This window comes from Thioclava sp. F36-7 (genome assembly GCF_002020075.1).
Lineage (GTDB): Bacteria > Pseudomonadota > Alphaproteobacteria > Rhodobacterales > Rhodobacteraceae > Thioclava > Thioclava sediminum.
The window spans coordinates 476,135-503,130 of record NZ_MPZR01000002.1 but is presented as its reverse complement, the minus strand read 5'-3'; the positions used below and the strand labels follow the sequence as shown (position 1 = coordinate 503,130).

At 64.5% G+C, this 26,996-nt stretch carries 24 protein-coding genes; 8 read left to right on the top strand and 16 right to left on the bottom strand.

What is annotated here, in order from left to right:
- Positions 1–253 precede the first annotated feature (253 nt).
- Positions 254–1,222, top strand: coding sequence for an NADPH:quinone oxidoreductase family protein (locus tag BMI89_RS05250; protein ID WP_078570093.1), 969 nt, complete (start codon positions 254–256; stop codon positions 1,220–1,222).
- On the opposite strand, the gene BMI89_RS05245 is transcribed toward BMI89_RS05250, so the two are convergent.
- A complete protein-coding gene (locus BMI89_RS05245) occupies positions 1,213–2,061 on the bottom strand; it encodes a LysR family transcriptional regulator (RefSeq protein WP_168176773.1) in 849 nt (282 codons plus the stop codon). The genes BMI89_RS05250 and BMI89_RS05245 overlap by 10 nt on opposite strands.
- Before the next feature lie 113 nt (positions 2,062–2,174).
- Between BMI89_RS05245 and BMI89_RS05240 the strand changes: the two genes are divergently transcribed.
- Entirely contained in the window at positions 2,175–2,405 is a 231-nt protein-coding gene (locus tag BMI89_RS05240; protein ID WP_078570091.1) for a DUF1127 domain-containing protein, read from the top strand.
- A gap of 134 nt (positions 2,406–2,539) precedes the next feature.
- Complete coding sequence (locus BMI89_RS05235; protein ID WP_078541880.1) at positions 2,540–3,259, top strand: Bax inhibitor-1/YccA family protein; 720 nt, start codon at positions 2,540–2,542, stop codon at positions 3,257–3,259.
- A 57-nt stretch (positions 3,260–3,316) separates the two neighbouring features.
- Here BMI89_RS05235 and BMI89_RS05230 read toward each other — a convergent pair whose 3' ends face one another.
- From BMI89_RS05230 to chvE, 14 genes are all read right to left on the bottom strand, one after another.
- Complete coding sequence (locus BMI89_RS05230; RefSeq protein WP_078570090.1) at positions 3,317–4,291, bottom strand: glyceraldehyde 3-phosphate dehydrogenase NAD-binding domain-containing protein; 975 nt, start codon at positions 4,289–4,291, stop codon at positions 3,317–3,319.
- 79 nt (positions 4,292–4,370) lie between these two features.
- Complete coding sequence (locus tag BMI89_RS05225; RefSeq protein ID WP_078570089.1) at positions 4,371–5,468, bottom strand: transglutaminase domain-containing protein; 1,098 nt, start codon at positions 5,466–5,468, stop codon at positions 4,371–4,373.
- A 69-nt stretch (positions 5,469–5,537) separates the two neighbouring features.
- Entirely contained in the window at positions 5,538–6,317 is a 780-nt protein-coding gene (gene pstB / locus BMI89_RS05220; protein ID WP_075776999.1) for a phosphate ABC transporter ATP-binding protein PstB, read from the bottom strand.
- Between the two features lie 29 nt (positions 6,318–6,346).
- Positions 6,347–7,186: a phosphate ABC transporter permease PstA gene (gene pstA / locus BMI89_RS05215; RefSeq protein ID WP_078570088.1), complete on the bottom strand. Its 840-nt coding sequence runs from the start codon at positions 7,184–7,186 to the stop codon at positions 6,347–6,349.
- A gap of 3 nt (positions 7,187–7,189) precedes the next feature.
- Complete coding sequence (pstC, locus tag BMI89_RS05210) at positions 7,190–8,158, bottom strand: phosphate ABC transporter permease subunit PstC (RefSeq protein ID WP_078570087.1); 969 nt, start codon at positions 8,156–8,158, stop codon at positions 7,190–7,192.
- Between the two features lie 78 nt (positions 8,159–8,236).
- Positions 8,237–9,289, bottom strand: coding sequence for a phosphate ABC transporter substrate-binding protein PstS (pstS, locus tag BMI89_RS05205; RefSeq protein ID WP_078570086.1), 1,053 nt, complete (start codon positions 9,287–9,289; stop codon positions 8,237–8,239).
- A 433-nt stretch (positions 9,290–9,722) separates the two neighbouring features.
- Positions 9,723–10,571 (bottom strand): SMP-30/gluconolactonase/LRE family protein, encoded by an 849-nt coding sequence (locus BMI89_RS05200; protein ID WP_143593822.1) that lies wholly within the window; start codon positions 10,569–10,571, stop codon positions 9,723–9,725.
- A 24-nt stretch (positions 10,572–10,595) separates the two neighbouring features.
- Complete coding sequence (locus tag BMI89_RS05195; protein ID WP_078570084.1) at positions 10,596–12,113, bottom strand: aldehyde dehydrogenase (NADP(+)); 1,518 nt, start codon at positions 12,111–12,113, stop codon at positions 10,596–10,598.
- 10 nt (positions 12,114–12,123) lie between these two features.
- On the bottom strand, positions 12,124–13,035 hold the full coding sequence (locus BMI89_RS05190; RefSeq protein ID WP_078570083.1) for a Gfo/Idh/MocA family oxidoreductase: 912 nt from the start codon (positions 13,033–13,035) through the stop codon (positions 12,124–12,126).
- Positions 13,035–14,777: an L-arabinonate dehydratase gene (araD, locus tag BMI89_RS05185; RefSeq protein ID WP_078570082.1), complete on the bottom strand. Its 1,743-nt coding sequence runs from the start codon at positions 14,775–14,777 to the stop codon at positions 13,035–13,037. Before araD ends, BMI89_RS05190 begins: the two co-directional genes overlap by 1 nt.
- Positions 14,778–14,785: 8 nt before the next feature.
- Positions 14,786–15,772 (bottom strand): AraD1 family protein, encoded by a 987-nt coding sequence (gene araD1 / locus BMI89_RS05180; protein WP_078570081.1) that lies wholly within the window; start codon positions 15,770–15,772, stop codon positions 14,786–14,788.
- Position 15,773: 1 nt separating this feature from the next.
- Positions 15,774–16,976 carry a multiple monosaccharide ABC transporter permease gene (gene mmsB, locus BMI89_RS05175; protein WP_078520305.1) on the bottom strand — a complete coding sequence of 401 codons (1,203 nt, stop codon included), beginning with the start codon at positions 16,974–16,976 and terminating at the stop codon, positions 15,774–15,776.
- Positions 16,977–16,984: 8 nt separating this feature from the next.
- The gene (mmsA, locus tag BMI89_RS05170; RefSeq protein WP_078520306.1) at positions 16,985–18,505 is read right to left on the bottom strand and encodes a multiple monosaccharide ABC transporter ATP-binding protein; all 1,521 of its coding nucleotides are present in this window, start codon (positions 18,503–18,505) and stop codon (positions 16,985–16,987) included.
- Positions 18,506–18,588: 83 nt separating this feature from the next.
- Entirely contained in the window at positions 18,589–19,644 is a 1,056-nt protein-coding gene (gene chvE, locus BMI89_RS05165; RefSeq protein ID WP_078570080.1) for a multiple monosaccharide ABC transporter substrate-binding protein, read from the bottom strand.
- Positions 19,645–19,779: 135 nt separating this feature from the next.
- On the opposite strand from chvE, the gene BMI89_RS05160 reads away from it, so the two are divergent.
- Positions 19,780–20,712 carry a LysR family transcriptional regulator gene (locus BMI89_RS05160; RefSeq protein WP_078570079.1) on the top strand — a complete coding sequence of 311 codons (933 nt, stop codon included), beginning with the start codon at positions 19,780–19,782 and terminating at the stop codon, positions 20,710–20,712.
- A gap of 42 nt (positions 20,713–20,754) precedes the next feature.
- On the opposite strand, the gene BMI89_RS05155 is transcribed toward BMI89_RS05160, so the two are convergent.
- Positions 20,755–22,392, bottom strand: coding sequence for a Na/Pi cotransporter family protein (locus tag BMI89_RS05155; RefSeq protein ID WP_078570078.1), 1,638 nt, complete (start codon positions 22,390–22,392; stop codon positions 20,755–20,757).
- A 169-nt stretch (positions 22,393–22,561) separates the two neighbouring features.
- Here BMI89_RS05155 and BMI89_RS05150 point away from each other — a divergent pair, with 169 nt between their 5' ends.
- The 4 genes from BMI89_RS05150 (at position 22,562) to BMI89_RS05135 (ending at position 26,917) form a co-directional block, all read left to right on the top strand.
- Positions 22,562–23,356 carry a DeoR/GlpR family DNA-binding transcription regulator gene (locus BMI89_RS05150; protein ID WP_078570077.1) on the top strand — a complete coding sequence of 265 codons (795 nt, stop codon included), beginning with the start codon at positions 22,562–22,564 and terminating at the stop codon, positions 23,354–23,356.
- Positions 23,357–23,472: 116 nt separating this feature from the next.
- Positions 23,473–24,372, top strand: a complete 900-nt coding sequence (locus BMI89_RS05145) for an HAD-IIA family hydrolase (protein ID WP_246831970.1) — start codon at positions 23,473–23,475, stop codon at positions 24,370–24,372.
- A gap of 141 nt (positions 24,373–24,513) precedes the next feature.
- Complete coding sequence (locus tag BMI89_RS05140) at positions 24,514–25,503, top strand: PAS domain S-box protein (protein WP_078570075.1); 990 nt, start codon at positions 24,514–24,516, stop codon at positions 25,501–25,503.
- 118 nt (positions 25,504–25,621) lie between these two features.
- Complete coding sequence (locus tag BMI89_RS05135) at positions 25,622–26,917, top strand: MFS transporter (protein ID WP_210402138.1); 1,296 nt, start codon at positions 25,622–25,624, stop codon at positions 26,915–26,917.
- The last annotated feature ends 79 nt before the right edge of the window (positions 26,918–26,996 follow it).

The window sequence follows — 26,996 nt, the reverse complement described above, 5'->3', positions numbered from 1 at the left end:
CGCTATTCGCCTTCCGCGTGTTTTGCGATTTGCAAATCAACGACTCAGGTGCCGTAGGGGAAGATGGTGGCGCTAACCGGTCTTTCACGAGGGATTGATTCGCGCGTCAACCCGCGGATCGGACCTGCCGCGGGGTCGCTTCCGGCGCCAAATGTGCGGGCTGGTCCTGATCTCTCGCGCGGTTTATCACGGGCAACGAAGGGTCCAACCGCTTGGCCGACCCGCCTCAAGACACAACCTGCCGGAGCATTCGATGCGCGCCTATGTTCAGACCGCCCCCGGGCAACGCCCCGAGCTGACCGAAATCCCCCTGCCCGCGCCGGGGCCGGGCGAGGTGCAGGTGGCCATCCGGGCCTGCGGCCTGAACTTCGCCGACCTGCTGATGATCGAGGGGAAATATCAAGACACCCCCACCCCGCCCTTCACGCTCGGGATGGAGCTCGCGGGAGAGGTCATCGCGGCAGGCGAGGGCTGCACCCTCACCCCGGGCACCCGCGTCGCCGTCTTCGCAGGACAAGGCGGGCTGGCCGAGTCGGGAAATTTCCCGGAAACCCGCTGCACCCCAATGCCGGACGCGATGAGCTACGCGCAGGCTGCGGCCTTCCAGATCGCCTACGGGACCAGCCATGTGGCGCTGGAGACGCGCGCAGCGCTTGCCGAGGGCGAGACGCTGGTGGTTCTGGGCGCGGCTGGTGGTGTCGGCCTCACCGCGGTCGAGATCGGCAAGAAGATGGGCGCACGGGTGATCGCCTGCGCGCGCGGCGAGGCGAAGCAGCAAATCGCGCGCGACGCCGGGGCCGATGAGACGCTCGACAGCGAGAGCGACGACCTCAAGGGGGCCATCAAGGCGCTTGGCGGCTGTGACGTGGTCTATGACGCGATCGGCGGCCCGGCGGGCGAAGCGGCGTTCCGCGCGCTGAAGCCCGGCGGGCGTTACCTCGTGATCGGCTTCGCCAGCGGCAGCCAGCCGAAGCTGCCGCTCAACCACGCGCTGGTGAAGAATATCGCGATCCACGGGCTCTACTGGGGCGGCTATCTCAAGCTCGACCCGCAGGTGCTGACCGGCTCGATGGCGCGGCTCTTCGACTGGTTCGCGCAGGGCGGCCTCAACCCGCATATCGGCGCGACCTATCCGATGGAGCAGATCCCCGACGCGCTGGAGGATCTGCGCGCGCGCCGCTCCACCGGCAAGCTGGTCATCGAGATCGGCGCTCAGGCATAGGCCTCGCGGAGCATGGCGCGAAACGCATCGACCGGATCGCCGGTCAATCGTCCCGTGTCATAGAAGCAGATGCGAGAGCGGCCGATCGCCGGCAGGCCGCTCTCGGGCCCCAGGGCCACGCAGCCCAGCGGGATATATCGCGACAGCCGCACCGCGACGCCCATATCGGCCGCCACCGTTGCGCTCGCCATTTCGTCGGATTGTCCCTCGAAAGCGGATTTCGCCTCGATCCCGACCGATTCAAGCGCCTCCAGTGCCGCGTCATAGAAGGCGCAGCTTTCCTCGATCGACAGCATCAGCGGGCGCTCGCAAAAGGCCCGCCCGAGCTGCGCGCCGATCCAGACCAGGTCATCGGAAGCCAGCACCTCGGCCTCGTGTCCGGGCTTGTCTTCGGTGGTCAGGATAATATCGAGCTCCCCCGCATCGAACATCCGGCGCAGCACCGACGAACGGCGCGAGACAAGCTGAAGGCGCACCATCGGCCATTGCTCGGCCATCGCGCGCAGCAGGCCCGGCATTTGCGGGCTGACCAGATCATAGGGCAGACCGAACCGCACGGTCACCTCGGCATCCGCCGCGCGCAGTCGCGCCAGCGCCGCATCGTTCTCGGCACAGATGCGGCGGGCGTGGTCCAGCAGCGAGCGCCCCGCACGGGTCAGCGCCATCTTGCGGTTCGCCCGGTCGAAGAGCCCCTTGTCGAGCGCCTCCTCCAAGCGACGGATCTGCATCGAGACCGCCGATTGCGTCAGGTTCAGAAGTCGCGCCGCCTGCGTCACCGACCCGGTCTCGGCGACCGTGAGAAGCGCCCGCAGCGCCGCGATATCGAGGTTTTGCGCCATGCCACCCATCCATCACGTTTCGTGATGCTCAATAGCACAATCATTCGTTTTCATCATCAATAAACTTGCGCCATCTTTCATTGCAGGAACGATCTGCCACGGAGGATGAGACGATGACCTTCCTGACCCGGCGCAACGCCGCCTGCTGCGCCCCTGCCCGTCCCGCCCGGCGCGGCCTCTTTGCGACCCTCGCTCGCATGGCCGCCTATCACCGGTCGCGCCGGGCGCTCGAGCGCCTTGATTCAAGGCTTCTCGACGACCTCGGGCTGAGCAAGACCGAGGCCGCATTCGAGGCACGGCGCCGGATTTGGGACGCCCCCGATCACTGGCGCGCGGGCCGCTGAGACAAAAGACGTGAAAACAGTGTGAAAGGGCGCATTTTCAGGCAGCCCCAAATCTTGAATTTCGGGGCTGCTCTGCCAATATCGGTACCGAAACCGGTCCGAGGGACGACCGGGAGATATAGTTGGAGGTGCTGATGGCTGATTTCGAAACGATGCGGACCCCCCAGGCGGGCACGCGTCAGGCTGCGATTGACGAGGGTCTTCGCGCACATATGAACAAGGTCTACGGGCTTATGTCGCTGGCGATGCTGGTGACCGGGGCCGTGGCGTTTGGTGTGGGTACGAACCCGGCGCTCGTTGCCGCGATCTTCGGCTCGGGCCTCAAATGGGTTGTGATGCTGGCTCCGCTGGCGATCGTCTTCGCCTTCGGCGCGATGATCAACAAGATGTCGACCAGCACGGCGCAGATCGTGTTCTTCGTCTATGCCGCGCTTATGGGGCTGTCGATCAGCTTCATCTTCGCCGCCTATACCGGCATCTCGATCGCGCAGACCTTCCTCGTGACGGCGATCTCCTTCGCGGGTCTTTCACTTTACGGCTACACCACGAAGCGTAACCTGAGCGCGATGGGCTCGTTCCTGATGATGGGTCTGATCGGCCTGATTGTCGCCTCGATCGTGAACATCTTCCTCGCCTCCTCGGCGATGGCCTTCGCGATCTCAGTGATCGGCGTTCTGATCTTCGCGGGCCTCACGGCTTACGACACGCAGAACATCAAGAACACCTATCTGCAGCTCGCAGCCAGCGACTCGGAGTTCATGGGCAAGGCCGCCATCATCGGCGCGCTGCAGCTCTACCTGGACTTCCTGAACCTGTTCATGTTCCTGCTGCAATTCATGGGCAACCGGAACTGATCCGCGCCCAAGCGAACACGACACGAAGCCCCGCCCAACCGGCGGGGCTTTTTCATGTCAGCCCATCCGCAGCGCCATATCGAGCATGCGGTTGGAGAAGCCCCACTCGTTGTCATACCAGCCGAAGACCCGGATCAGCCCATGCTGGGTCGCCCGCGTCTCGGGCAGCGCCATGACGATGCTCTCGGGGCGCGCGCGCAGATCGGTGGAGACGAGCGGTTTCCCGGTCGTGCCGATCACGCCACCCGCGCCTTGCAGCACCGCGTTGACCTGCTCGACCGTAGCGGTTTTTTTCACCGTCACCGCCAAATCGACCGCTGAGACGGAGGCCGTGGGCACCCGCACCGCCTGCGCAATCAGGCGACCGGCGAGGTCGGGCAGCACCTCTTCCATCAGCTTGCCCGCGGAGGTCGTCGTCGGCACCATCGAGAGCGCCGCCGCGCGCGAGCGCTCCATAGGGCCCCGAGGCTTGTCGACCGTGGGCTGCGAGCCGGTATAGCAATGCACCGTCGTCATCGAACCGGTGCCGATCCCGAATTCCGCGTCGATCAGCCGCGCAAGCGGCGCCAGAGCGTTTGTCGTGCAGCTGGCGTTGGAGACGATCTTCTGCCCGTTCAGCGCCGCGTCATTGGCGCCCAGAACCACCGTGATCTCGGCCGCTTTCGCAGGTCCGGAAATCAGTACGCGAGACGCGCCACCCGCGATCCCCTGCCCCGCGATCTGCGGGCTGTCGGCGCGGCCGGTGCATTCCATCACCAGATCGACATCCGACAGATCGAGCGTGGAGATATCATCCGCCCGGTGCAGCGCGATCCGGGTGCCGTTGATCACCAGCGCGCCCGGCTCCAGCGTGACACTCCCGCGCCACGGGCCAAACACGCTGTCATATTCGAAGAGGTAAGCGAGCATTTCGGGCGCTTCGATATCGTTGACGCCCACGATCTCGAGCCCCGGCCAGCGCGCAGGTGCCTCCGCCCAGGCGCGCAGCACCGAGCGACCGATCCGTCCGAACCCGTTTATGAAAACACGCATCTGGCGCACCTCCTGCAAACGCCCTTAGCGCCGCAGGGCGCCAAGGGAAAGTGCGCGATTGTCACCGATACGAGAGACTTCAGGCCGACAGTTCGTGCGCGGTGATCTGATAGGTGAAGTCCTTGGCGTCTAGATAATCGCGGCGTTTGCCGTCGATCTCGGCCTGCGGATACATCAGATAGGGCAGCTCCGGCCCGTCCGACCCCGGCAGGTCCACGTCATGCGCGTAGTTATAGCCAACCCAGTTGCCTTCCCATGCGCCGAACAGCTTCGCGCGCACGTCGACCACCTTGGGATCTTTGAGCCCCAGATGGCCCTCGCCTTCCTGCAGCATCACCTTGCGCACATCGGCCGCGTCGGCAGGCACCCAGCCGAAGCCGCTCAGCCAGACTTCCGAGCGGCAATGCTGCGCGCCGGTGGCATCTTCGGATTTCAGACCGAGGCTCTTGTAGCCGAAGCGCGAGGGCGCGACGCGGATACCGTAGACGTCACGTGCAGGCAGACCGGCAGCACGTGACAGCCCGACGAAGAGCGCGTTGAGATCGGCGCATTTGCCCGACAGGTCGCCCGAGGTCAGCATGAAAGAGATATCGCCCAGACCGCAGCCCGGCGTCTTCGGGTTGCGCACGGTGTTCTCGACGATCCACTCGTAGATCGCGCGGGCTTTCTCCAGATCGCCGGTCTTCCCGCGGGTGATCGAGTCGGCGGTCTGCTTCACGATCCCGTCGGTCGGCAGCAGCTTGGTCGCGGCGGTGAAGCGCGCACGCTCGACCTCGTCCAGCGGCTCCACGTCGCCCGGTTTGCTCAGATCGACCACGAAGTCCTGCGTCTGCGCCTGCGCGGTCAGGGTCAGCGTACGCGGGCCGTCGGAGGCGCCCCAGACCGCATGCACCATCGGCGTGCCGGTGTCGGACGCATTCACGATCTGCACCTCGTCCGCATCGCTTTCCCAGTTCACCGCGCCAGGCTTCATCCAGCCGTCGCCATGCACGGAAGGTACCGGCACCCAAAGCTGCGCCGTCTCGCCACCGCCGGGCAGGCTGACCTTGGTGACCAGCTCGAAGCTGCGCCAGCCCGTGGGCTTGGGATCGAACGCGGCCATCGCACCGCGCGGGCTGGCCGCCAGCGCCATCGAAGCCGCACCGAGTTGCAGAAGACGCCGTCTGTTCAAAGCCATGTCACCACTCCGCTGAATACTGGCCGCGTTCTACGCCCGCGTCCCTGCAAGAACAAGGCAGCAGTTCGGTCAGCCGAACCGCCCGGTGATGTAATCCGAGGTGCGCTCGACCCGCGGGCGGGTGAAGATTTGCGCGGTCTCGCCCTCTTCGATCAGCTCGCCCAGATACATGAAGGCGGTGCGGTCGGAGACGCGGCTCGCCTGCTGCATGTTGTGGGTCACGATGGCGATGGTGAACTGCTCCTTGAGCTGGTGGATCGTCTCTTCCAGCTTGCCGGTCGAGATCGGATCGAGCGCGGAAGCCGGCTCGTCGAGCAGGATCACCTCCGGCTCCACCGCGATGGTGCGCGCGACGCACAGGCGCTGCTGCTGGCCGCCCGAGAGCGACTGGCCCGAACTTTGCAGCTTGTCCTTCACCTCGTCCCAGAGCGCCGCCCCTTTCAGCGCCGCCTGCACCCGGTCGTCGATCTCGGATTTCGCGTAATTCGCAAGGCGCAGGCCGAAAGCGATATTCTCGTGGATCGTCATCGGGAAGGGCGTGGGTTTCTGGAACACCATACCCACTTTCGCGCGCAGCCGGTTCAGATCGACCTTCTTGCCAAGGATATTCTCGCCATCGAGCAGCACCTCCCCCGTCGCGGTCTGCTTCGGATAGAGATCATACATCCGGTTGAGCACGCGCAAGAGCGTGGACTTGCCGCAGCCCGACGGGCCGATGAAAGCCGTCACACGGTTCTCGGGCAGGTCGAGATTGATCGATTTCAGAGCTTTGAAATCACCGTAGAAGAAATCGAGGTTCTTGATCGAGATGCGCGGTTTCGGCGCAGGATCGACCCCGTCGAAGGTCATCGGCGAGCGGTCGCGAATGAGGGTATCCATCAGTGTTTCTCCTTCTTGGAGGTGACGAGGCGGGCGACAATCGACAGCGCCAGCACCGCGACGGTGATGAGAAGCGCGCCAGCCCAGGCAAGGGCTTGCCAGTTGTCATAGGGCGAGAGCGCGAATTGGAAGATGGTGATCGGCAGCGAAGCCATAGGCTGCGTCAAATCGAGGCTGAAGAAATTGTTGGACAGCGCCGTGAAGAGAAGCGGCGCGGTCTCGCCCGAAATCCGGGCGATGGCCAGCAGCACGCCGGTCACGATCCCCGCCATCGCCGCCTTGTAGGCGACCGTGCGGATCACGATCCAGCGCGGCCAACCCATCGCAAGCCCCGCCTCGCGCAGCTGGTCGGGCACGAGGCGCAGCATGTCCTCGGTGGTGCGCACGACGATCGGGATCACGAGGATCGCCAGTGCGACCGAGCCCGCGAGCGCCGAGAAATGCCCGAGGCTGACGACGAGCACCTGATAGACGAAGAGGCCCACGATGATCGAAGGCGCCGACAGCAGGATGTCGTTCACGAAGCGGATCACCTTCGACAGCTTCGCATAGCGCCCGTATTCGGCCATGTAGGTCCCGGCGAGGATGCCGATCGGCGTCCCGATCGCCACCGCGATCGCCGACATGATCAACGAGCCGAGGATCGCATTGCGCAAGCCCCCCGGCTCCATCGGCGAGGGCGTGTCTTGGGTGAAGACGGAAAGGTTCAGCGCGCTCGCTCCCTTGTAGAGCAGGTAGAGCAGGATCACGGCCAGCACAAACAGGCCAAGCGCCGCCGCCCCCGTGGACAGCGTCATCATCACCGCGTTGACGGTCTTTCTGCGGGTCATCGAAGCCATGTCTTACGCTCCCGACTTTTGCTTCATGCGCTTGAGCATCCACTGGGCTGCGGCAAGCACGATGAAGGTAAGGATGAACAGAACGAGGCCCAGCGCGATCAGCGACGAGGTGTAGATCGGCGTCGTGGCCTCGGTGAATTCGTTGGCGATCGCCGCCGAGATCGTGGTGCCCGGAGCGAGGATCGAGCCCGAGATGCGATGCGCGTTGCCGATCACGAAGGTCACGGCCATCGTCTCGCCCAGCGCGCGGCCGAGCGACAGCATGATGCCGCCCACCAGCGCGGTGCGCACATGCGGGATCACGATATGGCGGTTCACCTCCCAGCGGGTCATGCCCATGCCGTAGGCGCTTTCACGCAGCATCGGCGGCACCGTCTGGAAGATGTCGCGCGCGAGCGAGGCGATGAAGGGCAGGATCATCATCGCGAGGATCAGCCCCGCGGTCAGCATCCCGATCCCGTAGGGCGGGCCCGCGAAGAGGGTGCCGATCACCGGGACATGGCCCAGCGTGTCGATCAGGAAAGGCTGGATATAGCTCTGCATGAAGGGCGCGAAGACGAAGAGGCCCCAGATGCCGTAGATGATCGAGGGGATGCCCGCGAGCAGCTCGATCGCGATCCCCAAGGGTCGGCGCAGCACGCGCGGGCAGGTCTCGGTCAGGAAAATCGCGATGCCAAGCCCCACCGGCACCGCGATGACCATCGCGATGATCGAGGTGACGACCGTGCCGTAAAGCGGCGCCAGCGCGCCGAACTTGTCGGTCACCGGGTTCCATTTCGCCGTCCACAGGAACGGCAGCCCGTATTCCTTAAACGCCGGCCACGCCCCCATGACGAGCGAGGCGAACACGCCCAGGAGAACCAGCAGCACCACCACCGCGGCGGCCAGCGTCAAAGAGCCGAATATCCGGTCGGACTGGGCCACCGGGCGCGTGCTCTTCACGCCGCTGTCGTAATCGCTTGTCGCCGTCATCGCGCACTCCACTCAAAATCGCAGAAAGGGAGGGCCGCAGATGCAGCCCTCCCCCGAAGGTGTTTATGGCAGGAAGGATCAGTGGTTCATCGACCAGACAGCTTTGCCGTCCTTGCCTTTGATCTGGCCCCATTCCTTCTTGATCTGAGCCACGACGTTTTCGGGCATCGGGATGTAGTCCAGCTTGGCGGCAGCATCGCCACCGTTCGCATAGGCCCAGTCGAAGAACTTCAGCGCTTCGGTCGAAGCCGCACCGTCCTTGGCATCCTTGTGCATCAGGATGAAGGTCGCCGCGGTCATCGGCCAGGTCTTGTCGCCCGGCTGGTTGGCGAGGATGACGCCGAAGCCCGGCTGGCTCGACCAGTCGGCATTGGCGGCGGCTGCGGCGAAGGCTTCGGCCTTCGGCGCGACTTTCTTGCCTGCTTTGTTGATCATGTCCGTGTAGGTCATGTTGTTCTGCAGCGCGTAGGCATATTCGACATAGCCGATCGAGTTCTTGGTCTGATCGACGTTCGCAGCCACGCCCTGGTTACCCTTGGCGCCAAGGCCCACCGGCCATTCGACAGCGGTCGAGACGCCGATGTCGTTCTTCCAGGTCTCATCGACCGAGGCGAGGTAATAGGTGTAGTTGAAGGTGGTGCCCGAACCGTCCGAACGGTGGACGACGGCGATCGCCGCGTCGGGGAGCTTCACGCCTTCGTTGAGCTTGGCGATGGCCGGATCGTTCCACTTGGTGATCTTGCCTTCGTAGATCTTCGCCAGCGTCTCGCCGTCGAGAACCAGCTCGCCCGGCTTGATGCCTTCGACGTTCACGACCGGAACGATGCCGCCCATGACGGTCGGGAACTGAACCAGCGTGTTCTTCTCCAGCTCGTCGCCGCCCAGCGGCTTGTCGGACGCGCCGAAGGTCACGGTGCGGGATTCAATCTGCTTGATGCCGCCGCCCGAGCCGATGGCCTGGTAGTTGAGGCCCGTGCCCGTCTTCTCTTTGTAGGTTTTCGCCCAAGCCGAGTAGATCGGATAGGGGAAGGTCGCGCCGGCGCCGGAGATGTCGGCGGCCTGCACCGCGGCGGCCGAAGCCAGCGTCGCACCGGCGATCGCGGCGGTGAGGGTGAGGCGGGTGATGAACATTGAACAGTCCTCGCTGTCAGAATTCGGAAGCTATGAACGCGGTAACGAAACTCGTCCCGTCCGCTGGGTGCACTCATGACGGGGCTTTTTGACAGCTATGTAACAGTCGCGATGGCGTGACAGGGCGTGATAATCTGGCGTTTTTAGGGGCTTCTGGATCACGACACGCCTTGGGCAAGAAACCCCGAAAACGGAAGCTCCATAGGGCCTTTCACACGACTCCGGCGATCACGCCATTATCGCAAGGCCGCGAGGCATGGGGCGCATACGGCGCCCCCTACGTAAATTTCGCCGAGAAAATGACAGCCTGCAGGCGGTTTTTGTGACGGTTTCGGTGTCACGAAGCGGTCGCGAAGGCCGGATTGCCCTGCCCTCGCGACTCAGAGTCGGCGTGCGGCGAGCGAACGCCGCACGAGCTGACTCGCGACAAAAGTTACAAGATCACGCGCGGCTCGGGCACACCGACGACCGGCGCGCGCAGCAGATAGGACAGCCCCTGATCCGCATCGGGGTCGGTCATGCCCTCCAGCGCGCTCGTGACCAGCACGTCGCGCATATCCGCGCCCCCGAAGGCCGGACAGGTGCTGTTCTTCCCCGGAAGATCGAGATGATGGGTCATGCGGCCTTCCGCATCGAAACGGGCCACCCGCCCCGAACTCCAAAGCGCGCACCAGAGGCCACCCTCTGCATCGACCACTGCCCCGTCAGGGTAGAGGCCCTCGGACGAGAGGTCGAGAAACAGCCGGCTCTCGCCCTCGGGCCAGCCCTCCGCATCCAGTGGCTGGCACCAGACCTTATGGCTGGGCGTATCGGCGTAGTAAGCCGTGCGACCATCGAGCGTGAAGCAGATCGCATTTGGGATCGAAATCCCCGAGACGAGATGGCGCAGCTCACCCCGGTAATAGCGATAGATCGTGCCGCGCCCGCGCTCGGCCTCTTTGCCCATCGTGCCGAACCAGAAGCCACCCTGCCGATCCGCCCGCCCGTCATTCGAGCGGGTGCCGGGATCGTCGGCCTCCACTTCGACGAGCGGCTCCAGAGTGCCCTCGCCGATATGGAACAGCGACAGGCCGGTCTCGGTCGCGAGGATCATCCGCTCGCGATCTACCCAGCCTGCCGCCGAGGCCATGCCCTCGAACTGCCATTCGAGCGGCCCGCTGGCATCGCGCGTCAGCAGCTTGCGGTTCAGGATATCGAACCAGAAGAACTGACTGCGCTCGGGATGCCAGAACGGCCCCTCCCCCAGTTCGCAAACCCTGTCGTCAAACACGCTCATATGAATCCTCCCGCAATTTGCGGAAGCCTCTCACCCCTGCAGGTCTTCGGGCAAGAGGTTCTCGGGAATGTTCTGGAAACAAACGGGCCGCAGGAAACGCCGGATCGCGAGCGTGCCGACGCTGGTCGCGCCGAAATTCGTGGACGCCGGATACGGCCCGCCATGGACCATCGCGTCGCAGACCTCCACGCCGGTCGGGAACCCATTCGCGAGCACCCGGCCCGCCTTGCGCTCCAGCACTGGCAGCAGCCGTCCGGCCAGCGCCGCATCGCCGTCATCCATATGCAGCGTCGCGGTCAACTGCCCCGAGAAGCTGCGCGCGACCTTCACCATCTCGTCGTCATCCTTGACCGTCACGATCAGACCAAGCGGGCCGAACACCTCCTCAGAGAGAACCTCGTTCTCCAGCCAGTCGGCGGCGGAGACGCGGAACAGGTAGGGCTTAGCCTCGCGCCGGTCACAGACCTGAGTGAGCAATTGCTGAACGCCGCCAGCTTCCTCGAACCGCGCGGCGCCCTTGGTATAGGCTTCGGCGATGCCGTCGGTCAGCATGACCTGCGAGCCACCGGCCTCGAGCGCTGCGAGGGCCGCGTTCACGAAACTCTCGCCCTCGGTGCCTTCCCTGACGACCACGATGCCGGGATTGGTGCAGAACTGGCCCGCCCCCATCATCAGCGAGGCCGCCCAGCCCACGCCCAGATCCTCACCGCGCGCTTTGATCGCTTCGGGCAGCATGAACATCGGGTTGACCGAGCCCAGTTCGCCGAAGAAGGGGATCGGCTCGGGACGCTGCGCGCAAAGGTCGTAAAGCGCCTTGCCGCCGCCCAAGCTGCCGGTGAAGCCCACCGCCTTGATCAGCGGGTGTTGCACCAGCCCCTGCCCCACATCATGCGAGCCGCCTTGGACGAGGCTGAACACCCCCTTGGGCATTCCGCATTTCTCGACGGCGGCCTTGATCGCTTCGGCCACGATCTCTCCGGCGCCGGGATGAGCCGGATGCCCCTTCACCACGACCGGGCAACCCGCCGCCAGCGCCGAGGCCGTGTCGCCGCCCGCCGTCGAAAACGCGAGCGGGAAGTTCGACGCGCCGAACACCGCGACCGGGCCGATGGGACGTTGGATCATCCGCAGGTCGGGGCGCGGTAGCGGCTGGCGATCGGGCAGCGCCTTGTCGTGGCGGCGATCCAGATAGTCGCCCTTGCGGATATGCTCTGCAAACATCCGCAGCTGGCCGGTGGTGCGCCCGCGCTCGCCGTTCAGACGCGCTTCGGGCAGGCCGCTTTCCTGCGTACCGATTTCGGTGATCGCCTCGCCGCGCGCCTCGATCTCGTCGGCAATCGTCTCGAGGAACTTGGCGCGGGTCTCGCGGCTCGAATAGCCATAGTCCCAGAACGCCTCCTCGGCCGCTTCGCAGGCGGCATTCACCATCTCGACCGTGCCCATGCAGAACTCATGCGAGGGCCCGTGCGCCGGGTCAGAGTTGAAACGGGTCTCTGTCTTTACCCAATCGCCTGCGATCAGATGCTTGCCATGCGGGGTATAGGTCATTTGGTATCCTTCAGAATTCGAAGTCTTCAACAGCGGTGCGGCGGCCCAGCAGGAACGCGTCGGCCACATGCACCATCGGCGCGAGATCCACGTCGGATGCGCCTTGCCGCACCAGCTCCGCCATGCGGGCATAGAGTGCGGGGTATTCTTCCATGATGCTCTCGGCACCCTCGGCTTTCGTGCCGCCGATCTCAAGAACGTTGCCGCCAAGCCGCAACGCTATCGGTCCGGCATCGGTTTCCAGCGCGATATCCCAGGTCTGCGGGCCTTCCTGCCGCCAGTCGAAATCGGCGGAAATTTCGCCGGTGAAATTCAGCCGCGCGGCGATGGGGGCCTGTCGGTTGGCGGGAAATTCCAGCTCCGCCGAGGTCAGGTGAACCGGCGCGGGTAGAATCTCGGTTAGGATCGAAAGCGCATTGATGCCAGGATCGAAGACGCCCATGCCGCCGGGTTCGAACACCCAATCCTGTCCGGGATGCCATTTGCGCACATCCTCGCGCCATGTGATCCGGCCCGACTGAACCTTGCGATCGGACAGCCACGCCTTGGCGGCGGCCACCGCATGGGCCATGCGCGAATGCCATGTCGCGAACAGCGTGAGGCCCCGCGCAGAGGCCATCGCCTCAAGCGTATGCACCTCGGCCAAGGTGGCCCCGGGCGGCTTTTCGAGCATCACGTGCCGCCCGGCTTCAAGCGCTGCGCGCGCAGCCAGAAAGCGCGGCACGGGCGGCAGGCAGAGGCTCACCACCTCAATCTCGGGATGGGCGGAGAGCATCTCCTCGATCTGCGTATAGGCGGGCACCCCCTCGACCGTCCCATGCCGCGAGACCGTCGCGGCCAGTTCCCAATCGGAGCTGGCAGCGATTGCGGGCACGTGCTGATCCAGAGCGATCTTGCCGATGCCGACGAGCGCGAGTTTCATCAATGACTGTCCTTTCCGACCGGGTTGCCCCGGCAGCCGACGAGGAAATCGAGATCCGCCCCGGTATCGGCACCCATCACATGCGCCTGATGCAGCCACGCGTAGCCACCGTCCGGCCGCTCATGACTCGGCTGCCACTTGGCAAGGCGCTCGGCCAGTTCCGCGTCCGAGATTTCGAGCGTCAGGCTCCGGTTCGGCACGTCGAGCGCGATCATGTCGCCGTTCTGCACGACCGCGAGCGGGCCACCGGCGGCCGCCTCGGGCGAGGTATGCAGCACCACCGTTCCGTAAGCGGTGCCTGACATCCGCGCATCCGAGATGCGGACCATATCGGTGATGCCCTTCTTCAGCACTTTCGGCGGCAAGCCCATGTTTCCGACCTCGGACATGCCGGGATAGCCCTTGGGGCCGCAATTCTTCAGCACCATCACGCAGGTCTCGTCGATATCGAGCGCGTCGTCGTTGATCTTCGCCTTATAGTCGTCGATGTCCTCGAAGACGACCGCGCGACCGCGATGGGTCAGCAGATGCGGGCTCGCCGCAGAGGGTTTGAGCACCGCCCCTTTCGGCGCGAGATTGCCGCGCACCACCGCGATGCCGCCCTGATCGGTCAGCGGCTTGTCGGCGGGCAGGATCACGTCCTCGTTCCAGTTCACGACGTCCTTGACCTCGTCCCAGATCGCCCCGCCGGACACGGTCAGCGCATCCTTGTGCAGCTGCCCCGCCTCGCCAAGACGTTTCAGCACGACCGGCAGACCGCCTGCGTAGAAGAACTCTTCCATCAGGTATTTCCCCGACGGCATCAGGTTCACGATGGTCTTCACGTCGCGCCCGCAGCGGTCCCAGTCGTCGAGCGTGACATCCACGCCGACGCGCCCCGCCAGCGCGAGCAGATGCACCACCGCATTGGTCGAGCCTCCGATCGCGCCATTGGTGCGGATCGCGTTCTCGAAAGCCTGCTTGGTCATGATGTCGGAGGGTTTCAGATCGTCCTTCACCATCTGAACGATGCGCCGACCCGAAAGCTGCGCCATCACGCGGCGGCGGCTGTCCACCGCCGGGATCGCGGCATTGCCCGACAGCGCCATGCCGAGCGCCTCGGCCATGCTCGCCATCGTCGAAGCCGTGCCCATCGTGTTGCAGGTGCCCGAGGATCGCGACATCGAGGCCTCGGCTTCGAGGAATTCGTCCTGCGTCATCTCGCCCGCCTTCACGGCCTCGGAGAATTTCCACAGATGCGTGCCCGAGCCCACGCGCTCGCCCCGGAAATAGCCGTTCAGCATCGGCCCGCCGGTCACGACGATGGATGGAATATCGCAGCTCGCCGCCGCCATCATCAGCGACGGCGTGGTCTTGTCGCAGCCCACCAGCAGCACCGCGCCGTCCATCGGTTGGCCGCGGATCGTCTCTTCGATCGCGAGCGCTGCGAGGTTGCGAAACATCATCGCAGTCGGGCGGAACGTGTTCTCCGAGGCCGAGAAGACCGGCACTTCGACCGGGAAGCCACCAGCCTCCCAGATGCCCGCCTTCACCTTCTCGGCCAACTCGCGCAGATGCCCGTTGCAAGGCGTCAAATCGGACCATGTGTTGAGGATACCGATGATCGGGCGCCCGTCGAACAGGTCATGCGGATAGCCTTGGTTCTTCATCCAGCCGCGGTGATAGATCGTGTCGCGCGTATTGCCGCCATACCATTCCTGCGAGCGCAGTTTGCGGGGCCAAGGGGCGGGTGTGAAAGCCATATCGGACCTCAGAGGCTGGCGACGGCCACGGGGGCCGACGCGTCGGAATTGCGGACGAGCGGATTGCGGAGCGCGAGACCGAACTGTGGGCATTCGATCTCGAACACGTCCCCCGGCGCAGCGCTGATGCCGTCGGCGAAGCTGAGCGTCGCGGTGCCGAAGAAATGCACATGCACATCGCCCGGATCGCGGAAGGGCGCGTATTTGAAGTGGTGATGTTCGAGATTGGCGATGGAGTGGGACATGTTCGCCTCGCCCGACAGGAACGGCTTTTCCCATAGCGCCTCGCCATCGCGCAGGATGCGGCTGGTGCCCTCGACGCTATCCGGCAGATCGCCCACCAGCATCTCGGGGCCGAAGCTCGCCGGGCGCAGCTTTGAATGCGCAAGCCACAGATAGTTCCCGCGCTCGGTCACATGATCGGAGAACTCGTTGCCCAGCGCGAAGCCCACGCGGACCGGCTGCCCGTCGGGCGCGATGACGTAAAGCCCCGCGACCTCCGGTTCCTCGCCGCCATCGAGCGCGAAGCTCGGCGAGGTCAGCGCAGCGCCCGGCGCGACTGCCGCCAGACCGTTGCCCTTGTAGAACCACTCGGGCTGGACACCCACCGAGCCAGCGGCGGGCTTTCCGCCCTCCAGCCCCATGCGGAACATCTTCATGCTGTCGGTCATCTCCTCGGTGACCTTGGTGTGCATCGCATCGCGAGTGGAGGCGGAGCCCAGATGGGTCAGCCCCGTCCCGGTCAGATGCAGATGCGCGGCATCGGGATGATCGAGCGGCACCAGCATCCGCCCCTCGGCATAGGCGGCCTCCAGGTCCACCTCGTCCCCCTGCCCGCGCGCGGCGATCTCGGCAGCCAGATCGTGCCCGGCGGCGATGGCGGCCAGCGCCAGATCGCGGGTCGAGGTGACACCCGGAACCAGATGCGCGGGGCCGTTGTCGCGCACGGCCACGGCGCGCGATCCGTCGGCAAGGGTCAATTGCGAGAGCAACATCTCAGGCTTCCTTGTTCTTGTTGTAGACATCGAAGAAGACGGCGGCGAGCAGCACGAGTCCCTTGATGACCTGTTGGTAATCGATGCCAATCCCGAGGATCGACATCCCGTTGTTCATCACGCCCATGATGAAGGCGCCGACGACCGCGCCGATGATCTTGCCGGAACCGCCCGACATGGAGGCGCCCCCGATGAACACGGCCGCGATCACGTCGAGCTCCACCGCAAAGCCTGCTTTCGGCGTGGCGGTGTTCAGGCGTGCCGCGAAGACGAGACCGGCGAGCGCGGCCAGAAGGCCCATGTTCACGAAGGTCAGGAAGGTCAGCCGCTCGGTGCGGATGCCCGACAGCTTGGCCGCCTTGGAGTTGCCGCCCACTGCGTAGACCCGGCGGCCCAGCGTGGTGCGTTCGGTCACGAACACATAGATGATTGTCAGGATCACCATCGACAGCAGCACGTTCGGCAGGCCACGGAACCATGCGAGCTTCCACGTCACGAAGAGAAGCGCCACGGCGACGATCGCATTGCGCAGCACGAAGAGGCCAAGCGGTTCGCCTTCAATCCCGTAGCGCGCATCGCGGGACCGCGCCCGCAGGCCCAGCCACACGAGCAGCACCACAGCCGCGACACCGACCGCCAGTGCCAGCATGTTCGGACGGCCCACGCCGAACGGGTCGGCGATGAACCCGGTCGACAGTGCCTGGAACGATTTCGGGAAGGGGCCGATCGACTGGCCTTCGAGCAGCCAGAGCGACAGCCCGCGGAATACCAGCATCCCCGCCAGCGTCACGATGAAGGACGGAATTTTCCAATAGGCCACGAAATAGCCCTGCACCGCGCCGATCGCCATGCCCATCACGAGGCACGCCGGGATCGCAACCGCGACCGGCAGGTCCATCGACACGATCAGCACCGCGGCAAAGGCCCCGATGAAGCCCATGACCGAGCCGACCGAGAGGTCGATATTGCCCCCCACGATCACCAGCAACATGCCCAGCGCCATGATGATGATGTAGCTGTTCTGCAGGAACAGGTTGGTGATGTTGACCGGCTTGAGCAGCGTGCCGCCCGTGACGATCTGGAAGAACAGCATGATCGCGATCAACGCAAACAGCAGTCCGTATTCGCGGATGTGGCGCGCGATGTAGGCGCCGATCCCAAGGCCTCCCGAAGGCTCGGAATTTGCTTGTTCGATCTGGTCCATGACTTTCCCTATTCCCTAACGATCAAGGACATGATGCGCTCCTGGCTCGCCTCGTCGGCGTTCAACTCGCCCACGAAGCTGCCCTCGTTCATCACGTAGATCCGGTCGGACATGCCCAGAAGTTCCGGCATCTCCGAAGAGATCATGATGACGGCCTTCCCGGCCGCGCTCAGTTCATTGATGATCCCGTAGATTTCGTATTTCGCGCCGACATCGATGCCGCGCGTCGGCTCGTCGAGGATCAGCACCTCCGGCTCGGTAAAGAGCCATTTCGCGAGCACGACCTTCTGCTGGTTGCCGCCCGAGAGGTTCATCACCTTCTGGAAGACCGAGGGCGTGCGGATATTCAGGTCGCGGCGGTATTTCTCGGCCACTTCAGTTTCGCGGAAGTCCTCGACGACGCCGTTCTTCGCCACCGCGCCGAGATTGGCGAGGCTGGTGTTGCGCTGGATCGTCTCTTCGAGGATCAGCCCGAGGCTCTTGCGGTCCTCGGTGACATAGGCGAGCCCCGCCGCGATGGCGCGGTCGACGGTCGAGACATCGGCGGGCTTTCCGTGGATCAGCACCTCGCCCGAGATATCGCGCCCGTAGCTGCGTCCGAAGACGCTCATGGCAAGTTCCGTGCGGCCCGACCCCATCAGCCCGGCGATGCCGACCACCTCGCCAGCGCGCACATGCATCGACAGGTCGCGGATCATCTGGCGGTCGCGATGTTCGGGGTGGCGCACGTTCCAGTTCTTCAGCTCGAACAGCACCTCGCCCGCACGACGGGTCCGGTCGGGGAAGCGATGCGCCATGTCACGGCCCACCATGTCGCGCACGATGCGGTCCTCGGTGAGATCGCCACCGCGCGCGTCTATGGTGGAGATCGTGGCGCCGTCGCGGATCACGGTCACGCTGTCGGCCACGCGCTTCACCTCGTTCAGCTTGTGGCTGATGATGATCGAGGTGACGCCCTGCGCCTTCAGCTCCAGCAGCAGATCCAGCAGCGCCTGACTGTCGGATTCCGACAGCGCCGCGGTCGGCTCGTCGAGGATCAAGAGGCGCACGTTCTTCGACAGCGCCTTCGCGATCTCGACAAGTTGCTGCTTGCCCACGCCGAGGCTGTCCACCAGCGTGCCCGGCGCCTCGCGCAGCCCGACCTTCTTCAGCAGGCCTTCGGTCTGCTGGAAGGTTTCCTGCCAGTTGATCACGCCGCTCTGGGCGCGTTCATTGCCCAGATAGATGTTCTCGGCAATCGACAGCAGCGGCACGAGCGCCAGTTCCTGGTGAATGATGATGATGCCGCGATCTTCACTGTCGCGGATGTCGCGGAATTCGGCAGCGGCGCCGTCATAGACGATCTCGCCCTCGTAGCTGCCGGCGGGATAGACGCCTGAGAGCACTTTCATCAGGGTCGATTTTCCCGCGCCGTTCTCGCCGCAGATCGCGTGGATTTCACCGTCACGGACCGCGATCGAGACGTCGTCGAGCGCTTTCACACCAGGAAAGGTCTTGGTGATGTTGCGCATTTCAAGAAGGGTGGTCATCCGACCTCTCCGGCGTCAAATCGAGTTGGGGGACTGGCCGCCCCGAAGGGCGACCAGCGAGTGGCAAGGCGGGGAGGCCCGGCTTACTCGATCTGATCCTTGGTGTAGTAACCGGAGCCGATCAGAACCTTTTCCCAGTTCGATTTGTCTACCGGCACCGGCTGGAGCAGGTAGGACGGGATCACCTTGACGCCGTTGTCATAGGTCTCGGTGTCGTTGATCTCGGGCTCGCCGCCCTTGAGCATCGCGTTGACCATGCCGACGGTGACTTTCGCCAGTTCGCGGGTGTCCTTGAAGATGGTCGAGTACTGCTCGCCCGCGAGGATCGATTTCACCGACGGCACTTCAGCGTCCTGACCGGTGACGATCGGCATCTTCATGTCGCCCGAGCCATAGCCCACGCCCTTGAGCGAGGACAGGATGCCGATGGACAGCCCGTCATAGGGTGAGAGCACGCCCTGCACCTGCTTGTCGGTGTAATTGGCCGAAAGAAGGTTATCCATGCGCGACTGTGCGACGGCACCGTCCCAGCGCAGCGTGCCGACCGTGTCCATGCCCATCTGGCCCGACGGGATCACGACATCGCCCGAGTCGATGAGCGGCTGCAGCACCGACATCGCGCCGTTATAGAAGAAATAGGCGTTGTTATCGTCCGGCGAGCCGCCGAACAGCTCGACATTCCACGGCTTGGTGTCGGGGAAACGCTCCTTGAGCCCCTGCACCAGCGAATTGGCCTGCTCCACGCCAACCTTGAAGTTGTCGAAGGTCGCGTAATAGTCGACATCCGGGGTGTCGCGGATCAGGCGGTCGTACGCGATGACCTTGATATCGGCGGCCTTCGCGTTGGCCAGTGCGTTCGACAGCGTCGTGCCGTCGATCGCCGCGATCACCAGAACGTCCACGCCCTTGGTGATCATGTTCTCGACCTGAGCGAGCTGGTTCGGAATATCGTCTTCCGCATATTGCAGGTCAGTGTCGTAGCCAGCTTCCTGGAACTGTTCGACCATCGAGTTGCCGTCAGAGATCCAGCGAGCCGACGATTTGGTCGGCATCGAAATGCCTACGGTTTCGGCCCAAGCCCCGGAACCGAGCAAAGCGGTGCCGATCGCCAGCACTGCGGCGGCGGTTTTGATTTTCATGGTGTCCTCCCTGTGACGGTGCGCGACCCGTCTGTCCTCCTCGCGCAGCCCGATACCGGGCGTGGGAGAAACACTAGCAATGTGGGAGCATGATGATAAAATTACATTCAACGCAATCTGCATACCGAAAGTGATATGCCCCTTTCTCACCTGATGCTGAAACCGGCGCAGCTGCGGCTGATCCGGGCGGTAGCCGAGTCCGGGCAACTCCAGCTCGCCGCTGAAAGCTGCGCCATGACGCAGCCGGCCGCGTCCCGGATGCTGGCCGAGGTGGAGCGTCGGGTCGACGCGCCGCTGTTCAACCGGATGCCCAAGGGGATGGAGCCGACAGAGATCGGGCTGGCCGTGTTGCGCCGCGCCAGGGCCGTTCTGCGCGAACTCGAGAGCATGGGCTCCGACATCGAGGCGCTGCGCAGCGGCCATGCCGGGCGGGTGCGGATCGGCGCGGTGACCGGCCCTGCGGTGGGCTATCTCGTGCCCGCCATCCGCGCCGTCAAACGCTCGTCCCCGGAGACAGATATCTCCGTGGAGGTTCTGCCGTCACGCGATCTGTTGGGCTATCTCGCGGCGGGAGAGATGGACTTCATCCTCGCCCGGGTTCTGCCCGAGTTCGACAGCGAGCTTTTCGACATCACACCGATGCGCGACGAGAAAATCGTCTTTCTCGTGCGCGCAAATCACCCGCTGGCCCGCTCGCCCTTCGTCACGATGACCGAACTGGGGGATTACGAATGGATCCTGCAGCAGCGCGGCGCGCCAATCCGCGAGGCGACCTTCGAGGCCTTCGCAGCGCTGGGCCTGTCCGAGCCGCGCGACTGCGTGAACAGCCCGTCGCTGCTGTTCACCATCGCCTATCTCGCGCAAAGCGACGCCGTGGCCGCCGTCTCGGAAGAGGTCGCGCAGCTTCTTATCCGCGAGCCCGTCAACGCGGGCTTCGCGGTTCTGCGCACCCAGCAGGAATTTCGGGTGTCGTCCTATTACCTGCTGGGCCTGCGCCGCCGCCCGCTCTCGCCGCTCGCGCTCAGACTTCGGGAGGAGCTGCTGCAGCTTTCGGGGCAGGCAAGCTGATCTCAGACAGCAACCACGTCCCCACATCCCTATCCGCTTGGTTCACCCGGTCAGGCGCGTCGCGCGCAGATCGCCTGCCTGTTCGAGGATCGGATAGGCGACATAGGTCACGTCCGTGTTGATCTGCTTCAGCGCGCGCACGGTTTCCTGATGGATATTCGTGGTCTCGATAGAGGCGCTGTTATTCGCGCGCAGCCGGGCAAGGTGGGCTGCCTGCAAATCGGCCTCGGCGGCGCGGGTGCGGTCTTTCTCCTCCACGAGCTGGCGCGCATCGTCGATCTCCCCCGACATCAGGACGTTCAGAGCCAGACGCGTGTTCGAGGTGACGCGGTCGTGGAAATCGGTCAGCTCCCGCAGCCCCTCTTCCGAGAAAGTCAGACCGCGTTCGTGGATGCGCTGGGCGAGATCGACGAGATTGGTCGAAATCTGATCGCCCGCATCTTCGAGATGGTTCGCCACCATCGCGATCTCCATCGCGCGCCGGGATTGCTCGGTGCTCAGCCGCGTCTCATTGAGCCGCGCGACATAAAGCTTGATCTCGTAATGCATCCGGTCGACTTCGCTCTCGTTGCGCTTGATGCGGCCGGCGACCTCCGGATCCCAGCGAACGAAAAGTCCGAGCGCCGGCTGCAGCATCTCCAAGACCTGCTCGCCCATGCGCAGCAACTCGCGCGCGGCATTGCCAAGGGCATGGCCCGCGTCCCCCAGCCCCTTTTCATCGAGCGCAGTGATCCGGGAAGGCGACAGGTCCTTGCGCTCGACCACGACCGCCTCGGCAAGGCGCAACACCCCAGGGATCAGCGGCAGCGACAGGATCGCGACGCCGAGGTTGAAGACCAGATGCAGGTTGATGACCTGCCGCGCCGTCGTCGCACCCAGATAATCGAGCGCATGCGGGAAGGCCATCAGACCGATAAGCACCAGCGCGGCCCCGCCCCCGCGCAGGACGAAATTCGAGACCATGATGCGGCGCGGGATCGGATCGGCGGACAGCGTGAGCATCACCGGGATGATCGCCCCGCCGAGGTTCGCACCCAGCACCATCGCCGCAGCGCCCGTCCCCGGCAAAAGGCCCTGGCCCGCGAAGGTCACGAACATCAAGACCGCCGCGATCGAGGAATGCATCGCCCATGTCAACAAAGCCCCGAGCACGAAAGCCGAGACGAGATCGCTGCCCAGCCGGGTCAGCACCGCGTCTACCAGTTCGCTGTCGCGCAGGGGCGCCGTCGCCTCGCCGATCAGACCCAGCGAGAGCAGGACCAGCGCGAGCCCCACGAAGATGCGCCCCGCTTGGCGCGGTCGCCGGGCTTTTGATTTGAGAAACAGCGTCACCCCGATCACGAGGAGCGCGGGCACGAGAACATGGATCGGCGAGAGCAGGATCTGCGCCACGATGGACGAGCCCAGATCGGCGCCCAGCACCAGCGCCACACCCGACACGGCAGCCAATGTCCCGCTCGCGGCGAAACCAGCAGTCAGGATCGCGACGGCGGTCGAGCTTTGCAGCAGCATCGCCGCCCCCGTCCCCGCCGCCATCGCACTGATCCGCGTGCCTGCCGTGCGACGCAGGAACTGGCGCAGCGAGGCCATGAAGGCGCGCTCGACCCCGGTGCGGATCAAACGAACCGCCCAAAGCAGCAGCGCCACCGCGCCCGCGAGATTGATCAGGAAATAGATCATGCGCTCTCCCAAATCCCGCGTTCGGCTTCGGATGCCCTCCACGGCCACGCGGTTCTACCCCGTTAAACTGCATCAAAATGTGGTTTTCGCAACATTTTTCTTGAATTTATGCGACATAGGCCACATCAATTTTAGAATTAGGTGAGCTTTATCACCTTCAGGAAAAGCGATGGATGCGAGCGTGAAACAAGAGGGACAGCGACTGCGCAAACGCGACCGGCGCGAGCAGATCCTGTTCGAGTTGAAGCTGCGCCCCCACCTGCGCATCTCGGAACTCGCGGCGCGGTTCGGGGTCTCGACCGAAACGATCCGGCGCGATTTCGATGCGCTTGAGGAGAAGGGGCTGATCGACCGCGCGCATGGCGGGGCCTCGCGCCCCCATCCGGGTCACTATCCGACGCTGGACGAGCGCGAACGCGACCAGTTTCAGGAACGCGAGCGGATCGGGCGCATGGCCGCAGCACAGGTAGCCCCCGGCGAGACGCTGATGATCGATTCCGGCTCCACCACGCAGCAGATGGCCCGGTTTCTCGCCATGGCAGGCACGCCCTGCCGCGTCATCACCAATTCCCTGCCCATCGCGATGCTTCTGGGCGGTAGCGAGGGGGCGGAGGTGATCCTTGCCCCGGGGAATTACCTGCCGACGGAATCGGCGGTCGTGGGCGAAGAGACGCTCGAATTCCTGTCGCGCCATCACGTCGACCGCGCAGTGATCGGGGCCACGGCGCTCTCGATCGAGGGCGTGTCCGAGACCATTCCGGGCTTCGCCGCGATCAAACGCGTGATGCTCGCGCAGGCGCAGGCCGGAATGCTGCTGATCCTCGGGTCGAAATTCGGCATTCACGGCTTCACCCGCGCCGCCACGCTAGGCGCGCTCGCCTCGGTGGTGGCGGACCGCGCGCCGCCCGCCGATCTGAAAGAGGCGCTGCGCGAGAACGCCGTGGAGGTGTTGCTCGCGAAGTGACGCCTCTGAGAAGGGCAGGAATGCCAGCGCGCCGCACGCCTGAACCTGCTGGTGATCCTTGCCGCAGGAGTGGTAAGCGAACGGATATCGGCGAAGGTGCAAGGGACGATTTTCTGATGACAATGACCGCGCAGGAAGCGCTCGCAGCCTATGAACGCGCGCGCCACCGACTGCCCTCCCCCAGCGCGGGTACGAAAAGCCAGATGGCGCGCGACCTCTCGGAGCTTGCCGATCTGTTCGACGTCTTCCTGCTCGATGCGTTCGGCGTGCTCAATATCGGCGAGACGGCGATCGAAGGCACGCCCGAGCGCGTCGCGGCGCTGCAAGCGGCGGGCAAGCGGGTGATGGTCGTGTCGAACGCTGCCGGTGTTCCGCATGACGGCCTGATGCGGAAATACACGCGGCTCGGCTATGCCTTCGCGCCCGAGGACGTCGTCACCAGCCGCACCGCCATTGTCGCGGCGCTGCGCTCCACCCCTTCCCGCGCATGGGGCCTGATGGCGAGCGAGACGGCAAGCGATGACGAGCTGGATCAGTTCGACGTGACATGGCTCGCCGAAGACCGTGCTGCCTATGACGCGGCCGAAGGGTTTCTGCTGATCGGCGCGGCGGACTGGACCGAAGAGCGGCAGAGCCTGCTCGAAGCGACCCTCCGCGACAACCCGCGCCCGGTCTGGGTCGGCAATCCCGATATCGTCGCGCCCCGTGAGGTCGGGTTCTCGCAGGAGCCGGGTCACTTCGCGCATAGGCTCGCCGATGCGACGGGTGTGGCGCCGGAGTTCTACGGCAAGCCTTTCAACAATATCTACGACATCGCCTTCGCACGTCTCGGTCCGGTCGATCCCGCGCGCGTGCTGATGGTGGGCGACAGCCTGCACACCGACATTCTCGGCGCACAGGCGACCGGAATCCGCTCTGCCCTAATCGCGGGATATGGCTTCTTCGGCGGCGAAGACGCGCAGGCGGCCATCTCCTCCTGCGGCATCGTTCCGGATTTCGTTCTGGAACGACCGTGAGCGCGCCGCCGCTTACCCCGGCGAAATGACGTGATTTTTCAAAGCCATCGCGCGCGCACCCGACCCGGCCGCGATGGGCTATACTTGATATGCACCTTTTAGTATGTGTGTCCCCCGAGGAGCACGGAGGCCAGACCAGTCATGGACTCACCAGAAAGCATCCAACAGCATTTGGCTGCGATTGTGGAAGGCTCGGAAGATGCGATTGTCACCAAGGACCTCAACAGCATCATCCTGAGCTGGAATCGCGGCGCGGAAAACCTGTTCGGCTACACTGCCAAAGAAGCCATCGGTCAGCCGATCACGATCATCTTTCCCGACGACCGGATGGATGAGGAGGTCGATTTCATCGCCCGTCTGCGGCGCGGAGAGCGGATCGCCAATTACGAAACGATCCGCCAGCGCAAGGACGGCAGCCCCGTTCCGGTGTCTCTGACCGTCTCGCCCGTGCGCGATGCCGATGGCCAAGTCGTCGGCGCGTCGAAGATCGCGCGCGACATCACCTTGCAGCATCAACTGGCGGAGCAGCAGAGACTGCTCCTGTCCGAGATGCGCCACCGGGTCGGCAACGCCTTCGCCGTGGCGGCGTCCCTGATTGCCGTGGCCGCCAGGCAGGCGGACAGCGCAGAGCAACTCAGTAACGAGATGCGCAGCCGCCTTCACGCGATCGCGTCGCTCAACTCGATGACCGTGAACGACCCTTCGGGTGAACAACCCGATGGCATGCCGCTCTCCTATCTCGTCAGCACGATCCTGAAACCCTTCAGCGAAGGGGCGAGCGTTCAGACCTCGCTTCCGGATATTCAGGTGCGCCCTGCTGCGATCACGCCGCTGACCCTCGTTCTCTTCGAGCTCGCGACGAATTCGGTGAAATATGGGGGCCTGTCGCAGAGCGGCCACGGCGTCGAGATTAGCGCGGAGATCGAGGACGGGCGCTTCAGGCTCGCATGGAAAGAGCCTGGCATCACCGAAGCGGGATCCGGCAAGGACGAAAACAAAGGGTTCGGCACGTCGCTTTGCCGGCTTACCGTATCCACCTCGCTTGGCGGCAGCTTCTCGCGCGAATTCACGCCAGAAGGATTGGTCGCGGCGTTGGATCTCGATCTGACCATGGTAGCGCAGATGTCGTGAGACCGCCGGGCGCGGAGATGGCCCTGCGATTTGGGTTTCGGGTGTCGCGATTTGCGCCCAACTCGAAGAAAAGGCTACGTATGTCGCGGAGATAGCAGAAAAATCGCGAGGCTCGGCGATGACACCGGACGAAACCACCCCCAAACCGGCGGAGCTTCGGCATCGGATCATGGCCGGTTTCATCGGCAACGTGGTCGAATGGTATGATTTCGCGCTCTACGGCTATCTTGCAGGCGTCATAGCCCCGGTCTTCTTTCCGTCCAACGACCCGACCGCGGGCCTGATCGCGACTTACGGGATTTTCGCGGCCGGTTTCCTGATGCGTCCGCTTGGCGCGGCTGTGTTCGGGTGGTTCGGCGACCGCTATGGGCGCGCACGCACGATGCAGATTTCGGTCGTGATGATGGCGATGCCGACGCTGTTTCTGGGCATATTGCCGACCTATGCGCAGGTCGGCGTTCTGGCGCCGGCGCTTCTGGTTCTGGTGCGGCTGCTGCAGGGCCTGTCGGTCGGCGGTGAGTTCTCGTCCTCGGCGACCTATCTCGTCGAAACCGCACCCCTGAAGAAACGCGGCCTGACAGGGAGCTGGGCCAATATCGGCTCCATGTCGGGCTCGCTACTGGGGGTCGGGGCGGCGGCGCTCGTAACGAACCTCTTCGATCCGCAGACACTCGCGGATTGGGCATGGCGCCTGCCCTTCCTCGGAGGCGCGCTCCTCGGCACGGTGGCGATCCTGATCCGCCGCAACCTGCACACATCAGAGCATTTCCAGCAGCATCAGGCGGGGCGCGACGACACATCGCCCCTGCTCGAAGCCTTCACGACGAACCGCAGGGAAACGCTTTTGGCGGTGGCCTTCGCGGCCAGTTACGGCACCTGCTACTACATCGCCTTCGTCTATCTTCCGGAATGGCTGTCGGGTCAGGGATTGATGCCGCGGGACACGGCCCTGCTGATCAACACCGCGATGACGGTCCTCGTGATCCCGGCGATGCCGCTGGCGGCGATCGTGGGCGACCGGTGGGTGCCGCGCCGGGTCTGGATCGCTCTGGCGATCGGACTGCTGGCGCTGGTCGCATGGCCGCTGCACGAATGGATGCTCGTGTCGGGCGGCGCATTGCTGCCCGTGGTCGTAGCACATGCCGTGACCTTCCTCCTGTTGGCCGTGCCGCTGGGCTCCGGCCCCGCCCTGTTCGCGGAGATGTTCCCCGAGCGCGACCGGCTGTCAGGCTATTCCGTCGCCTTCAATATCGGCCTCGGCATCTTCGGAGGCCTCACCCCGATGATCGCCACGAGCCTCATCGCCGCGACCGGCATGGTCACCGCCCCCGCGCTTTACATGCTCGTGGCGGGTTTGATCGCTGTGATCGCGCTCGTCTTCACTCCGGATCGCAGCCGCGCGCCTTTGCGCTGACCGAAGCACATTCGCGAAACCGAATTGGAGGCTGGACCGATTGCGGGGATGCGCTATCACGGTGACGGCGCGCACGCTT